General features: G+C 64.7%; 11 protein-coding genes. 7 read left to right on the forward strand and 4 right to left on the reverse strand.

Going from position 1 to position 14,640, the window contains the following annotated elements; all coding sequences use genetic code 11:
• The first annotated feature begins 28 nt into the window (after positions 1-28).
• Positions 29-838, forward strand: a complete 810-nt coding sequence (ybgF, locus tag NFH98_RS09710) for a tol-pal system protein YbgF (RefSeq protein WP_348828068.1) — start codon at positions 29-31, stop codon at positions 836-838.
• A gap of 13 nt (positions 839-851) precedes the next feature.
• Positions 852-1,616 (forward strand): YciK family oxidoreductase, encoded by a 765-nt coding sequence (locus tag NFH98_RS09715; protein WP_045992050.1) that lies wholly within the window; start codon positions 852-854, stop codon positions 1,614-1,616.
• Between the two features lie 243 nt (positions 1,617-1,859).
• On the opposite strand, the gene NFH98_RS09720 is transcribed toward NFH98_RS09715, so the two are convergent.
• Complete coding sequence (locus tag NFH98_RS09720; RefSeq protein WP_222516818.1) at positions 1,860-2,522, reverse strand: HAD family hydrolase; 663 nt, start codon at positions 2,520-2,522, stop codon at positions 1,860-1,862.
• Complete coding sequence (ubiG, locus tag NFH98_RS09725; RefSeq protein WP_108133608.1) at positions 2,519-3,244, reverse strand: bifunctional 2-polyprenyl-6-hydroxyphenol methylase/3-demethylubiquinol 3-O-methyltransferase UbiG; 726 nt, start codon at positions 3,242-3,244, stop codon at positions 2,519-2,521. Before ubiG ends, NFH98_RS09720 begins: the two co-directional genes overlap by 4 nt.
• 145 nt (positions 3,245-3,389) lie before the next feature.
• Here ubiG and galU point away from each other — a divergent pair, with 145 nt between their 5' ends.
• A complete protein-coding gene (gene galU / locus NFH98_RS09730; protein WP_045992053.1) occupies positions 3,390-4,280 on the forward strand; it encodes a UTP--glucose-1-phosphate uridylyltransferase GalU in 891 nt (296 codons plus the stop codon).
• 4 nt (positions 4,281-4,284) lie between these two features.
• The gene (locus NFH98_RS09735; protein ID WP_348828069.1) at positions 4,285-5,577 is read left to right on the forward strand and encodes a nucleotide sugar dehydrogenase; all 1,293 of its coding nucleotides are present in this window, start codon (positions 4,285-4,287) and stop codon (positions 5,575-5,577) included.
• A gap of 164 nt (positions 5,578-5,741) precedes the next feature.
• On the opposite strand, the gene NFH98_RS09740 is transcribed toward NFH98_RS09735, so the two are convergent.
• Complete coding sequence (locus NFH98_RS09740; protein ID WP_348828070.1) at positions 5,742-6,308, reverse strand: Fe-Mn family superoxide dismutase; 567 nt, start codon at positions 6,306-6,308, stop codon at positions 5,742-5,744.
• A 234-nt stretch (positions 6,309-6,542) separates the two neighbouring features.
• Between NFH98_RS09740 and NFH98_RS09745 the strand changes: the two genes are divergently transcribed.
• Genes NFH98_RS09745 through tamB form a run of 3 tightly spaced genes read left to right on the forward strand, consistent with a single transcriptional unit; the run spans position 6,543 to position 13,463 of the window.
• Complete coding sequence (locus tag NFH98_RS09745; protein ID WP_348828071.1) at positions 6,543-7,412, forward strand: hypothetical protein; 870 nt, start codon at positions 6,543-6,545, stop codon at positions 7,410-7,412.
• 32 nt (positions 7,413-7,444) lie between these two features.
• Entirely contained in the window at positions 7,445-9,325 is a 1,881-nt protein-coding gene (gene tamA, locus NFH98_RS09750; RefSeq protein WP_348828072.1) for an autotransporter assembly complex protein TamA, read from the forward strand.
• A 34-nt stretch (positions 9,326-9,359) separates the two neighbouring features.
• Complete coding sequence (gene tamB / locus NFH98_RS09755) at positions 9,360-13,463, forward strand: autotransporter assembly complex protein TamB (protein WP_348828073.1); 4,104 nt, start codon at positions 9,360-9,362, stop codon at positions 13,461-13,463.
• Between the two features lie 127 nt (positions 13,464-13,590).
• On the opposite strand, the gene NFH98_RS09760 is transcribed toward tamB, so the two are convergent.
• On the reverse strand, positions 13,591-14,637 hold the full coding sequence (locus tag NFH98_RS09760) for a hydrolase (RefSeq protein WP_349622613.1): 1,047 nt from the start codon (positions 14,635-14,637) through the stop codon (positions 13,591-13,593).
• Between the last annotated feature and the right edge of the window lie 3 nt (positions 14,638-14,640).

Below are 14,640 nucleotides of genomic sequence, written 5' to 3' on the forward strand. Positions count from 1 at the left end.
CCACTGACGTCGGACGTGGGAGAAGTCAATGAGACACAGTCTTAAGGGACTGTGCGGCGCGGGAGCCCTGGTGCTCCCGTTGTCCGTCATGGTACCCGCCATCCTGTCACCTGCACTGGCTCAGCAGCCGGTCGTCAGAGACCTCAGCGGTGGCAACAGCTTTTACGATCAGACGGCCACCCAGGCCCAGGCCAGCGGCAATCTCGCACTGTTCAACCAGGTCGAGCAGCACCAGCGCGAGTTGCGAGAATTGCGCGGGCAGATCGAAGAACTGCGCTACCAGCTCGATCAGCTCAAGCAGCAGAGTCGCCAGCAGTACATGGACCTCGATCAGCGCATGTCCGAGTTGCCGCGCCAGGCAGCGCCGCCAAGCGCCCCGAGTGAGCCCTCGGAGCCGCCGAGCGAATCCGCAGACAGCAGCGGCAGCGGAGCATCCTCTTCGTCCTCTGGCCAGGCCAGCGATGATGCCAGGGAGGCCTATCAGTCGGCGTTCTCCAAGGTGCAGTCGCGAGACTTCGATCAGGCGATCAGCGACTTCGATACCTTCGTCGATCGTTATCCCGACTCCAGCCTGACCGCCAACGCCTACTACTGGCTCGGTGAATTGCATTCGGCACAGTCGTCCTTTGGCGATGCCGCCGTTGCCTTCGAGACCGTACTGGACCGTTTTCCCGACAGCAGCAAGGTTCCCGACGCCATGTACAAGCTGGGGCTGCTGAAAGCGCGGCAGGGAGATACCGAAGGCGGCCACGCACTTCTGGAATCCGTCCAGCAGGACTATCCTGACAGCAATGCGGCATCTCTTGCCGATGACTATTTGCGTCAGGCCGGGGCCTGATCAAGGAAGCGCCATGACCGAGTGCAAGATTGATTACCAGGCACCTCAAGACCTGCTAAAGGATCGCATTCTGCTGGTGACCGGTGCCGGAGACGGCATCGGGCGTACCGCGGCGATCGAATACGCACGTCGCGGGGCCACCGTGATTCTGCTGGGCCGTACTACCGCCAAGCTCGAGAAGGTGTATGACGAGATCGAGGCCGCCGGAGGTCCGCAACCTGCGATCTTCCCGTTGAACTTCGAAGGGGCGACGCTCAAGGATTACCACGATATGGCCGAAGCGCTGGACAAGGAGTTCGGCCGGCTCGACGGTATCCTGCACAACGCCGGGCAGCTAGGCCGGATCACTCCGTTCGAGCAGTACAATCCGGAACTGTGGGATCAGGTCATGCAGGTCAACATCAACGGGCCCATCTGGATGACCCAGGCGCTGTTGCCACTGCTGACCAAGTCTGCCGACGCCTCGGTGATCTTTACCTCGTCGAGTGTTGGCCGCAAGGGGCGGGCCTACTGGGGTGCCTATTCGGTCTCCAAGTTCGCCACCGAAGGCTTTGCCCAGGTACTGGCCGAGGAGATCGATCATCTGGGGACCCTGAGGATCAACACCCTCAACCCCGGGGCGACCCGCACCGCCATGCGCAAGAGCGCCTACCCGGGCGAGGACCCCATGAGCCTGCGGACCGCAGAGGACATCATGCCGACCTATCTGTGGCTGATGGGCCCTGACAGCAAGGGCCGCAACGGGGAAGCCTTCGACGCCCAGCCGCCGAGAAGCTGACGTCACAGGCGAGCGAAGCGAGCAACGAGCGTTGCAAAAGGAACGGCGAGCCGATCGGCCCGCCGTTCCTTGCGTCTCACCGCCGAAACTGCCGATCCCGCCCCCAGCGCCAGCGAAGCTCAGGTCGCGCCTCGTGTCGTCGTGCAGCGCCGCCCTGGCCTCGTCGACCTCTGGCTTCCAGCAACGTCTCAGTGGCCTCTCAATGGCCTCTCAATGGCCTCTCAGCGTCCTCTCACTAGACTCTCAGTGCCTTTTCAGCGCCTCGAGAACCGCCTCCGCGGTATCGAACCAGCGGTCGGCCGGCCAGTCCCGGTAATCTTCTTCCTCGGCAATGTAACCATAGCCCACGGCGATAGCCGGCATGCCCGCGGCTTTTGCCGCCTGCATGTCGCGCACGTGGTCGCCTAGATACCAGCACGCCTCCGGCGCGACGTCGAGGCGCCTGGCCGCCTCCAGCAGTGGCTCTGGATGTGGCTTCTTCACCGGCAGGTCATCCGCGCAGAGCATGACGCCTGGCGCGAGTCCCAGCGCCTCGACCAGGGGCTCGGCATACAGACGTGGCTTGTTGGTGACGATCCCCCAGGGCCGGTCGAGGCCATCCCAGTGGAGCAGCAGACGATCGAGCGGCGGGAACACCTGGCTGTGTTCGGCCACCGCTTCGGCGTAGAGATCGAGCAGCTGCTGACGTGCTGCCGCGTGGTCGGGATGCTCGCTTTCGAGCCCCAGCGCGAGGGTGACCAGGGCGCTGCCACCATTGGACACCTGGGCGCGAATGGCAGGGTAGGGCAGCTCGTCCAGACCATGCAGCCGGCGCAATCGATTGGTGGCCTGGGCCAGGTCAGGGGCGGTATCCACCAGGGTGCCATCAAGGTCGAACAGCAGGGCGTGAGGTAGCGAATCGTTCACGCGGTCTCCTTGCGACAGATCATCAGGTAGTTGACCGAGACGTCGTTGGCAGACAGCGAGAAGCGACGAGTGATCGGGTGGTAGACCAGACCGCTTTGCTCCTCGATCTCGAGTCCTGCATCGCGACACCAGCGGGCCAGTTCGGCTGGGCGGATGAAACGGGCGTAGTCATGGGTACCACGAGGTACCATGCCGAGCACGTATTCCGCGCCGAGAATAGCCAGGGCGTAGGACTTGGGATTTCGATTGATGGTCGACAGCGCGAGCTGTCCGCCGGGCTTGAGCAGGCGAGCGCAGGCACGCACGATGGCTTCGGGATCGGGCACGTGCTCGAGCATTTCCAGGCAGGTCACCACTTCGAAGCGCTCCGGCGCTTCCTCGGCCATGTCTTCGACGCTGATGTAGCGGTATTCGAGAGCGACCCCCTGCTCATCGGCGTGTTGACGCGCAACCGCGAGCGACGCCTCGGCCAGATCGATACCGGTCACCCGAGCGCCGCGGCGTGCCATGGCCTCGGAGAGGATGCCTCCGCCGCAACCGACGTCCAGCACTTCGCGTCCGGCCAGTCCCACTCTGGCGTCGATGAAATCGAGCCTCAGCGGGTTGATGGCATGCAGCGGTTTAAATTCGCCTTCGGGATCCCACCAGCGTTCGGCCAGCGCGGAGAACTTGTCGATCTCGTTGTGGTCCACGTTGGCGGAAGGGGTATCGGATATGCTCATCTGTATCTCCAGGGCGTTCCATGCCGCCGATGTCAGCGGACCGAGTTCGTCTGGTACGCTATTCTACGCATTCCCTGTTCCGAGTCCCATGGCCCAGATCGCCATGGACGACAGCCGAACCCAATTTCGAGAAGAAGGAAGTCTCATGATCCGCAAGGCCGTTCTCCCCGTCGCAGGTTTTGGCACACGGTGTCTGCCGGCGTCCAAGGCCATCCCCAAGGAAATGATCACCATCGTCGATCGCCCGGTGATCCAGTACGTGGTACAGGAGGCCGTTGCGGCGGGCATTCGTGACATCGTGCTGGTGACCCACGGCACCAAGAGCGCCATCGAGAACCACTTCGACAAGCATTTTGAACTGGAGGCCGGGCTCGAGGCCAAGGGCAAGACCGAGCTGCTCGAGGAGCTGCGTGCCATCGTTCCTGCCGACGTCAACATCATCAGCGTGCGTCAGCCTGAACCTCTGGGCCTCGGCCACGCGGTGCTGTGCGCCCGTCCAGTGATCGGTGACGACGAGCCCTTTGCCGTGCTGTTGCCCGACGTACTGGTCGATGATGATGGCCTTGAGCGCAATGACCTTGCCGGCATGATCGACGCCTTCGAGCGCACCGGGCGCTCCCAGCTGATGGTGGAAGAAGTTCCGCGCGAGCTGGTCTACAAGTACGGCATCGTCGCACCCAAGGGCGAGTCCCCCGAGCCCGGTGAGTCCTGTGAGCTTTCCGGCCTGGTCGAGAAACCCAAGGTTGAGGAGGCGCCCTCCAACCTGTCGGTGATCGGACGCTACATGTTGCCGGGTCGTATCTTCCCGCTGCTGGCCAAGACCCCGCCCGGCGCCGGCAACGAGATCCAGCTTACCGACGCCATCGAGGAGCTGCGCGTCGCCGAAGGGGTGGACGCCTACCGCATGCAGGGCACCACCTACGACTGCGGCCACCAGCTCGGCTACCTGGAGGCGATCCTGGCCTATGGTCGGCGCCACTCCCGCTACGGCAAGGGCTTCACCGAGCTGCTGAAACGCTACGCCGCCGAGGACTGAAGCCATGAAGGTCGTGATACATGGAAGTGAGCTTTCGGCAGCCACCGCTGCCGCCGCGCTCTCCTGGGTGGGGCATGATGTCTGCTGGCAACCGCTGGATCGCCGCTGGAGCGAGCTCAAGGATAGTGACTGGCTGATCCGTGAGCCTTCGGTACTGCAACGCCTGACGGAGGCCATGGAGGCCGGGCACCTGACCCTGGAACGGAACAGCGAGGCCGACGGCCCGGATATCGATGTGCTGTGGCTGGCCTTGTCACCGACCCAGCGCGACGATGCCAGCCGTCTGGTGGAGGAGAACGCCTCACGTCTTGCCGACGGTGCCATCATCGTCAACAACGCGACCTTTCCGGTAGGGGACACCGAGCGGCTCGAGTCTGTGCTCGAGGGCCAGAATGTGACCTCGGTGGCACTGCCTGACACCCTCGAGGAAGGGCGCGCCTGGGAGACCTTTACCCGCGCCCGCAGCTGGCTGCTAGGCTGCGACGATGACCACGCCGAGCGCCAGGTGCGAGAATTGATGCGTGCCTTCAATCGGCGTCACGAGGTGTTCAAGCGGATGCCTCGACGTGCCGCGGAGCTGACCAAGCTGGCCATCAATGGCATGCTGGCGACCCGTATCAGCTACATGAACGAGATGGCCGGGCTAGCCGACACCCTGGGCGTGGACGTGGAGTACGTGCGTCAGGGCATGGGGGCAGACCAGCGCATCGGCTATGAATACCTGTACCCCGGATGTGGCTTCGGTGGCCCCAATTTCAGCCGGGATCTGGTGGGCCTGGTGGATGTCCAGTCGGCCAGCGGCCGCCACTCCGAATTGCTCGACCAGGTGCTCGAGATCAACGAGCACAAGAAGGAGACGCTGTTCCGCAAGCTGTGGGCTCACTATCAGGGGCGTCTGGAAGGGCGCACCGTGGCCATCTGGGGGGCTGCCTTCAAGCCCGGCACCGCACGCATCGATCATGCGCCCGTGCTGACCCTGCTGCGCGCCCTGTGGGCCCAGGGTGTGCACGTCAGATTGCATGACCCCGCTGCGCTCCCTGCCGTACGTGCGGTGGTCGGTGACCACCCGCTGTTGAGCCTGCATCAGGACGACCCGCTCGACGCCTGCCGGGGCGCCGATGCGCTGATGCTGGTCACCGAGTGGAAGGCCTACTGGAATCCTGACTGGATGGCGCTGAAACGACAGCTGGAGGGCGCCCTGATCCTCGATGGTCGCAATATCTATGACCCCCAGTACGTCGCCGCCCAGGGCTTTCACTATCGCGGCATCGGCCGACGTGCCGATCCGTCAACCTGATATATCGATCAGGGCCTGACAGCCGAACCATCGGCCCGGCACCGGGTCTGTCCCGTAAAGAGCGCAGTATTTACTGCGCTCTTTGCTTTGGTGCCTTGTTCTGTCTTGGCCAGACCAGACCAGACCAGACCAGGCCCAACCTGAGCTGCTCGAGGTGTCATCGGTCAATGACAGTCGCCGAGATTCTGGGCGACAAAGTCCCAGTGAATCAGCGGCCAGAGTTGCTCCACCGGAGATTTTCCACAGCCAAGATCCATGACCAGCAGCGGCCTGCCCGATGCGGCATCAAGCCGCTGGCCACGCGCACTGATCGTCAGGCTCATGCCACGGTTGGAGTGCAGCAGCCACAGCCAGCCTGGCCGCCGGCTCCCTTGCTCCAGTTCGTCCTCGACCCGCCCGTGCATCGCCTCTCTCAATCCTGTAAAGGAACCGAACGTCTGTGTCAGTTCCTCGTTCAGTCGACCCTCCGGTGCTGTCGGGCGCGGTAACAGGCAGTGCCAGAACAGGGTAAGGTTCCAGGCTTCGACCGCATGTTCGAGCACCTCACCATGGGCCTTTGACACTACGTCCTCGAGGGACCTCGTAGCCGTGCCTGAGCCGCTCGCCCAACGATTGAGCGCTGTCAGATGACGTTGATGGTCCCCCTGATAGCGATCCTCGACCCAGGCCTTCGAGAGGTAGGGTTCCAGTTGGTGGCTATCGAAGGGCAGCGCGGGCAATTCAAGGATCATGGGGACTCCGGGGTCGTGAACGTCATGGTGAAGCGAGGTATGGCAGGTGCCCCACAGCAAGGCGTTGATAGGGATAGCGCTAACGCGTTATCCGTCTGCCGTGCGTAAATATGGTAAAAAACCTTACACTATCAGCCAACTTTGGCCGCCAAGGCCCGTGGCACGTGATCGGCCCTGAGCCAGCGACGTCATCCGGTGCCACAGTGCCACACGCTGAACCGCAAGGAGAGTTTCATGGGGTATCCACCGGAAGTCGGCCGTCCGGGCGCTATCGTACCCGATCCAGGAGAGAGTGTATCCGCCGCTCGCTATCGCCGGCCCCCGGCGCCTAGACTTTGGCCGTTATGGCTACTGGTGCTGTTGATTATCTGTGCAGTGGGGGCCGCTGGCTGGCTGGCCTGGCAGGAACGTCAGCGGCTCGAGGGTGAGCTGACCCGCTTGAGGGGGGAGTTGTCCAACATTCATGCGCGGTTCGATGCCGAGCAGGGAGAAGGGGACCTGGTGGCGGACATCCAGCGTCGAGTGGCCGAACTCGAACAGCGGGACGATGCCCTGGCCCAGCGACTCGAGTCGACCGCCGAGGATATAAGAAACACTGTTTCCGAACAGGCACAGACAACGCTGGACCAACACAGCAACAACGCCGACACTCTGCAGGATGTCGAAGAGCGTATCGCCTCCATCGCCGATACGCTGGCGGCGACACGCACATCGCTGGGTGCCGTTGAACGAGCCGGCGACAATGCCCGAGGTGCCCTGGAGGCTCGCATGGACCGCTTCGATGATGCCCGCGAGTCCTTTGCCGGCCGGTTGGGGTCGCTGACCACCAGGGTCGATGAGGTGGTAACGCGCCTGGATACCCGACTGGGCCAGCTATTGCCGCGGTTCGACACCCTGGAGCAGCGGCTTGCCTCCCTGGACGAGGACGTTGAAGGCCTGCGCCAATCGCGCCAAGATGGTGCGGAGGAACGTCGCGCAATGGAAGCCAGGCTCGAGCAGCGCCTGGATGCGCTGGATGACAGCGCCCGGTCGCTTGGCGCCGATCTTCGCGAACTGCGTCAGTCCCAGCTCGCGTTCAGCGCCCAACTGGAGGCGCTGCGTTGATCCAGCACCCACGTCAGGAAAGCCAGTCTATTATGGAAAATCGCGTTCCCGCTTGTTCGGGTCTGGGTCCGTTCGTCCGTCGATCAGGGGCCGCCCTTTGCCTGGTCTCGGTGTCGGTGCCGGCCCTGGGCATGGATGCCGAGATCGTCGGTATCGAAGGGGATATGGCCAACAATGTCGAGGTCTACCTGCAGGGGCTCGACGGCAGCCAGTATCGTGTGGAGCGGCTGCGCAACGAGGTGGTTCGACTGACCCAGGAGGCGATGCGGGTCTACGGCTACTATGAACCGCAGATCGAGATGCGTTTCGACCGCGATGACGAGCCCCAGGAGGTCTTCCTCACCATCGACAAGGGGGAGCCGGTCAAGCTGGAAGTGATCGATTTCACCCTGGAGGGCGACGCCCGCGATGACGCCCCCTTTCAGTTGGCGATCGACGCCTATCCGCAAGAGGAAGGCGACATCCTCAAACACGCCCCCTACGAGAGTCTCAAGGGCAGGCTGCAGGGCCTGACCGTGGAGCGAGGCTACTTCGATTGGCAGTTCACCGATGAGCGTATGGAAATTCGCCCTTGGGCCAACAGCGCCCGGCTGTACCTGGGCATGGACAGCGGGCCGCGCTATCGCTTCGGCAGGGTCAATTTCAAGGGCCATCACATCGTCGAGGAACGCCTGCGCAATCTGGTGCCCTTCGACTACGGCGATCCTTACCTGGCAAGCGACGTCGCCGAACTCAACAACCAGTTGAGCGAGACCGAATGGTTCGGCTCGCTGACGGTACGCCCCCGCCTGGAACGCCAGAAGGGCTCCCTGGCGCTGCCCGAGAACGACAACTGGTGGTACTCGGTGGACGTCGCGGAGATCCCGACGCCGTACCAGGGGCCGCGGATCAGCCGCGACGCTCTGGCGGTGGCGCTTGGACTGTATCCGCCGGAGTTCCCGACCATGCCGATCGATGTCAGCGTGACGCCGGCGGATCGTCACCAGTTCGAGGCGGGTATCGGCTTCGCCACCGATGTGGGGCCGCGCCTGCAGTTCTCCTGGGAGCAGCCCTGGGTCAACCGCTACGGCCATAGCTGGACCAATCAGCTATATCTGTCGGCACCGGATCAGCAGTTCAGCGGCACCTACAAGATCCCGCTGGAGGATCCGCTCAACGATAGCTACCGACTGCAGTACGGGCTGCGCCAGCAGGACATCGAGGACACCGAAAGCTTCGAGAGTACTGTCGATTTTGGTCGGCACTGGGTGTTCGAGAATGACTGGGAGCAGACGGTCTATCTGCGCGCCACCTACGAGGACTTTACCCAGGGGGAGCAGTCCGATCAGGTGCTGCTGCTTTATCCCGGGGTAAGCTGGTCGCGTACCCGTACGCGCAACCCTCAGTTTCCCACCTGGGGCGATCGTCAGAATCTCGAGCTGCAGTACTCCAGCGATGCCTGGGGCTCTGATGCCGAGTTCTTCCGCATGACCGGCGATACCGCCTGGATCCGCAAGTTGGGTGACGACAACCGCTTTATCGGCCGACTGGGTGTCGGCGCGATCAATACCGACGATTTCGAGAAGATTCCCCCTTCGCTTCGCTTCTTTACCGGTGGTGACTCCAGCGTGCGTGGCTACAGCTACGAGTCGCTGTCGCCGGAAGACGAGAACGGCGACCTGGAAGGCGGTCAGCACGAGTTCACCGCCAGCGTCGAGGCCCAGCGCCGGATCACCGGCAAGTGGTGGGGCGCTGCCTTCTTCGATGTCGGTGACGCCTTCTCCGAGTGGTGGCCGGGCGACCTGAACAAGGGCGCGGGTCTGGGCGTGCGCTGGATTTCTCCGGTCGGCCCGATCCGCTTCGATGTCGCCCATCCCTTCGATGACGAAGACGACAATTTCCGGCTGCACTTCGCCATCGGGCCCGAGTTTTGAACCCGATGCCGCTGGCCCCTGACACGAGGCTTCAATGAGAAAAGGACGCGCCCTGTGGGCCCTGACACGTCTGCTGATCTGGCTGCCGTTGACCCTGGTTGGCCTGGTGCTGCTGATTGGCGGCCTGGTGCTGAGTCCCTGGGGCACCCGAATGGCGCTGGATCAGGGCCAGCGCATGGGCTTTCTCGAGTACGAGGCGGTCGAAGGCGCGCTGCTCGACACCTTTGCGCTGGATGGCTTTCGCATGGAGATGGGCAGCCTGCGGCTGTCGGTGGACGCGTTGTCGCTGTCCTGGGCAGAGGACTGCGTTCTTGATGGCCGGCTGTGTCTTGATTACCTGAGGGTGTCGGGTACCGACGTACGCCTGGGCGAGAGCGAAGCCGCGGAGGAGCCTCCCGTAGAACCCGAGCCGACCAGCGCCGAGCCGGGGCCCCTGGCGCTGCCGTTTCCCGTCGAGATCCGTGAACTGGCGGTCGAGGACGTCGCCGTGCAACTAGCCGACGGCACTCGACTGGCCTGGGACAGCTTCACCACCGCGGCGGTGGCCGAGGGCGATACCCTTAGCGTTCGACCTACGCGCCTGGCGGGTCTTCATCTGACCCTGCCGTTGACGCCCGGCGCCATGCTGGCCCTGAGCGACGCCGAACACGAAGGGCCCATCGTCAGCGCCGAGGCCATCGACGCCGCCATCGCGGTGCGCTCGCCGTTGCCGAGCGAGGCCGCCGCCGAGATGGAAGGGGCCGCAGCCAAGGCCGATGACATCCCGCTGGGTGAGCGTGAGCGTCTGGTGCTGCCCGAGGTCACCTTGCCACTGGCCATTGAAGTACCCGAGCTGGTGGTCGAGGACACCACCGTCGACGGTGCCTTCGACTACCACGTCGAGCGTCTGGACCTGAGTCTCGATGCCCGCGGCCAGACCGTTACCATCGAGCCCCTGGCGGTGGCCTCCGCCGATGCCGACGCCGAGCTCCAGGCCCGCGCCACGTTGAGCGGCGACTACCCGCTGGAGCTCAATTTTGCCGCCGATCTGTACCTGCCGGAAATCTTCCCGGCGCTGTCCGGCGAGCGGGTCGAGCTGAGTGCAGCCGGCAGTCTGGCCGACCTGGAAATCGACCTGAAGACCTCGGGCCCGGTGGACACCCACCTGGTCGCCCGACTCGACGCCCTCGACCCCACGTTGCCCTTCAGCGCCACCTTCCAGAGCCCCAGACTGCAATGGCCGCTGCCTGGCATGGACAGCCCCCTGCCTGAAGGCATCGAAGAGACTGGCGAGGTGAGCGACGCCGAGACAAGCGCACCAGACAATGCTGAAGCAAGTAATCCCGAAGCGGACAATGCCACCGCTGCCACGGCCGAGGTGGGGCCGTGGATCGCCCGCGATCTGGATCTCGCCATCGAGGGTTCCCTGACCGGCTATACGCTGCAACTGGCCCTGGCCGCCGAGGGACCGGATGTACCGCCAACCACCCTGGCCCTTCAGGGCCAGGGGGATCTTTCACAGTTTGCCTGGGCGCCGCTTGAGGTCGCACCGGAGGGCGCCGGCGCGCTCAGCACCGAGGGACGTGTCGACTGGTCTGACGGCGTCTCGGTGGAGGCGGCAGCGACCCTCACGGGCCTTAATCCGGAACCCTTCGTCGAAGGGCTCGCGGGGGATATCGACGGCACCCTGCAGGTGGCTTTCACCCAAACCGATGAGGGTTGGCGGGTGGAGGTGCCGGCGCTGGATATCGAGGGTACCCTCGATGGCCGACCGCTGTCGCTGGAGGCCCAGCTCGCCGGCAACAGCAATATGCAATGGGACATCGACAGCCTCGATTTCCGCCAGGGCGACAATCGCATCCAGGCCGTCGGCCAGGTCAGCGAGTCCAACCTCGACGTCGACGCCGAGATATCACTGCCGGACATGGCGAGCCTGTATCCGGGGCTTGCCGGCGAGCTATCCGGAGACATCACGGCCAGCGGCAGCCTCCAGGCGCCCCAGCTTGACCTTGCCTTGAATGGCAGCGGGGTAGCGTTCGAGGAAAATCGTGTCGGCGAGCTGTCGCTGTCCGGCCGTGTGGCCGGAATCGACGACCCCGAGCTCGATATTGGTCTTGAGGCAAGACAGGTCGAAGCCGGCGGTCAGCGATTCTCCGATATCGCCCTGGATCTCGATGGGCGGCTGTCGGATCACCGCCTGGAGCTCACCGTGGAAGGCAGCGAGGAGGGGCCACTCAACCGTCTGGTGCTGGCCCTTGACGGGGCCATGAACGAGGCCCGCGACCGCTACCAGGGGACCCTGTCGCCGCTGGAAGTCACGCTGCCCCAGGGCGATATCGCCCTCGATGATCCGCTGAGCTTCGAGGCCGACCTGGCCGCGGGGTCGGTCCAGGCCGAGCCCTTCTGCCTGGCACGTCGCCAGGGCGGCGCCGTGTGCATCAGTGAGCCGCTGAGCGCCTCGGCGGACGCCGGCTCGCTGACCCTCGAGATCAATGAGCTGCCCATGGACCTGGTCAACGAGGCCTTGCCTCAGGGCTGGGCCATCGACGGCGACACCGGCGCTCGTGTCGTCGCTGGCTGGTCGGCCGGCGGCAGTCGCTGGCAGGCCGACGTCCAGGTCGACAGCGAGGTCAGCGTGACCGGCGAGGACGCCTATGGCCAGCCTTGGTCGGTGCCAGCCACCAGCATGTCGCTCAGTGCAGACGCCAGCGAGGCCCGCATCGACATGGACCTGGCGCTGTCACTGGCCCAGAGCGGCGATATCGACCTGGCCCTGGCCATCGACGATCCCATGGGACGCGGCGGCCTGGACGGTACCCTGACCATCACCGACGTGCGCCTGGCACCCTATCAGCCATTGGCGGCCGGCCTCGATAAACTCGAGGGCAGTCTTGGCGGCACCATCCGTATCGCCGGCAGCCGCGAGGCCCCCGACCTCAGTGGCGACATCAGTCTGACCGGGCTCAGGGTCCACGGTGGTGATATTCCCCTGGCGGTCACCGACGGACGGCTGGATATCGCGCTGTCCGGCGACAGCGCGCGGATTTCCGGCCATGTGGACGCCGAGGAAGGGCGCCTGAATATCAGCGGTGACGCCGCCTGGCCTGACGGTAGCTGGGAGGCCAACATGGCGCTGTCCGCGGTGCAGGATCCACTGCTCGCCGCCATGCCGGCCTTCGGCAAGCTGAAGCTGGCCCCGGACCTGACCATCACCGCCAACCCCTCGCGACTGCGGGTACGTGGCGAGGTGCGGATCCCCTGGGCCAGGCTCAAGGTCGGTGACGTTCCGGCGTCCGCGGTCACCCCGAGCGGTGACGAGATCATCATCACCCGCGAGATGGACGAGGAGGCCAAGGAGGCCGAACGGCGTGCCCAGGAAGACCCGGTAGGAGAATCCACCGCCGAGGCCATGGCCGAGGCGGGCATGGCCATCGACATCCGCGTACGGCTGCTGCTGGGACCCGACATGCGCCTGAGCGCCTACGGTCTGCAGACCGAGCTCGAAGGGGATCTGGAGGTGCGCCAGAACAACGGGCCGCTGCAGTTGTTCGGCGACGTCAGCCTGGTCGATGGCCGCTTCCGTGCCTACGGCCAGGATCTGCAGATTCGCCAGGGCAAGCTGATCTTCGCCGGCCCGCCGAGTCTGCCGACGCTGGACTTCGAGGCCATCCGTAACCCGGCCAGCACCGAAGACGGAGTGATCGCCGGTCTCAAGGTCACCGGTACCGCCAGCCAGCCCGATCTGGAGATCTTCTCCGAGCCGTCGATGGACGAGTCTCGGGCGCTGTCCTACGTGCTGCGCGGCCGGGCGCCGGATGACAGCGGCGACTCCAGCGGCGCCCTGACCTCGGCGCTGATCGGCCTGACCCTGGGCAAGACCGGGGGGGCGGTAGGCGCCATGGGTGAGGCCTTCGGCATCCAGGATCTGTCACTGGATACCTCCGGCAGTGGCGAGAGCAGTCAGGTGGTGGTCAGCGGCCGTCTCACCGACCGTCTGGAGGTGGGCTACGGCGTCGGCATCTTCTCGCCCATCGCCGAGCTGACCCTGACCTACCAGCTATGGAGGAGCCTCTACCTGGAAGCCGTCTCCGGCGCCGCCCAGGCGGTGGACCTGATCTACACCTGGAGCCTGCCGGGAGATCCTCCGGAACTGCAGTGACCAAGCGCGCAGCACTCCACGCAACACACGGCGTAAAGCACAAGAGCCCCGGCCATGGCCGGGGCTCTTGTGTGATGATGCGTGACATTGTTTGATCTGAGTTGCCCTTGCATGAGCAGGAGCCATGTCATTGCTGGTCCAGCGACAATTCCTGCAGGTAGCGCGCCAGCCGTCGGCCAAGCCAGGGGCGAGGGCGGCGAGGGCCTGGCTCCATGAATCCGACATGGCCGCCGCGTTCGGCGACTTCGAGGGTCACCAGCGGCGAGCGAGCCGGGAAACGCTCGATTAGGTCGGCCGGCATGAAAGGATCGTCACGGGCATGCAGCATCAGGGTGGGAACGGCCACCCGATCGAGCACCGGGCCGCTGGAGGCACGGGCATAGTAGTCATCGGCGTCCCGGAAGCCGTGCATCGGCGCCGTGATGACGTCGTCGTAGTCGCGCAGGCGCTTCAGCCGGCGCACCTGCTCGACGCTGACCTTGAGGGAAAGCTCGCCGCGTTCGAGCCGAGGTATCACCTTGCGCTTGAGCGAGGCCAGCAGGTGGCGTTCGTAGACCCGCGAAAAACCCTCGCCCAGGCGCTGGGCGCAGGCCGCCAGATCCAGCGGCGCGCTGATCACCACCGCGGCGTCGAGCCCCAACGAGTTAGCGTCCTCTTCGGCGACCAGCCGAAGCAACATATTGCCCCCCAGCGACACGCCACCGGCGACCTTGGGTGCCTCGGGATAGCGATCGCCCAGTACCTCAAGCAATACCTTGGCGTCGCCGGTATCGCCGCTGTGGTAAGCGCGCGGCAAGCGGTTGGGGCGTGAGCCACAGCCACGGAAGTGCATCAGCAACGCCCGATAGCCCTGGTCTCTGGCGGCCGCCAGCAGATCGTGCGCGTAGGGCGAGGTGATTCCCCCCTCGAGGCCATGGAACAGCACGAACAGCGGGGCGCTCTGGTCATCGGGTTCCGGCAGCACCCAACTAAGCTCCACCTCGTCACCGTCGGGCAGGTCGAGAAATTCCTGTCGCCAGTCCACCTCCGCGGGACGAAGTACCCTCGGCAGCAGGGTCTGGACATGCGGATTGGACAGCCAGCGGGCGGCACGAAAGCCGCCCGGTGTCGCTGCATCCGCGCGAAGGCCCGAGGTGGCAGGGGACAAGCTTGAACGGGCGTCAGGCTGGGGCAAGGC

Origin of the sequence: Halomonas sp. H33-56 (assembly GCF_040147035.1) — a bacterium.
GTDB lineage: Bacteria > Pseudomonadota > Gammaproteobacteria > Pseudomonadales > Halomonadaceae > Halomonas > Halomonas litopenaei.

Bases quoted from the DNA above. Each gene is read 5' to 3' on its own strand.
- ybgF (WP_348828068.1), top strand. From the start codon at position 29: ATGAGACACAGTCTTAAGGGACTGTGCGGCGCGGGAGCCCTGGTGCTC.
- NFH98_RS09715 (WP_045992050.1), top strand. From the start codon at position 852: ATGACCGAGTGCAAGATTGATTACCAGGCACCTCAAGACCTGCTAAAG.
- ubiG (WP_108133608.1), bottom strand. From the start codon at position 3,244: ATGAGCATATCCGATACCCCTTCCGCCAACGTGGACCACAACGAGATC.
- galU (WP_045992053.1), top strand. From the start codon at position 3,390: ATGATCCGCAAGGCCGTTCTCCCCGTCGCAGGTTTTGGCACACGGTGT.
- NFH98_RS09735 (WP_348828069.1), top strand. From the start codon at position 4,285: ATGAAGGTCGTGATACATGGAAGTGAGCTTTCGGCAGCCACCGCTGCC.
- NFH98_RS09740 (WP_348828070.1), bottom strand. From the start codon at position 6,308: ATGATCCTTGAATTGCCCGCGCTGCCCTTCGATAGCCACCAACTGGAA.
- NFH98_RS09745 (WP_348828071.1), top strand. From the start codon at position 6,543: ATGGGGTATCCACCGGAAGTCGGCCGTCCGGGCGCTATCGTACCCGAT.
- tamA (WP_348828072.1), top strand. From the start codon at position 7,445: ATGGAAAATCGCGTTCCCGCTTGTTCGGGTCTGGGTCCGTTCGTCCGT.
- tamB (WP_348828073.1), top strand. From the start codon at position 9,360: ATGAGAAAAGGACGCGCCCTGTGGGCCCTGACACGTCTGCTGATCTGG.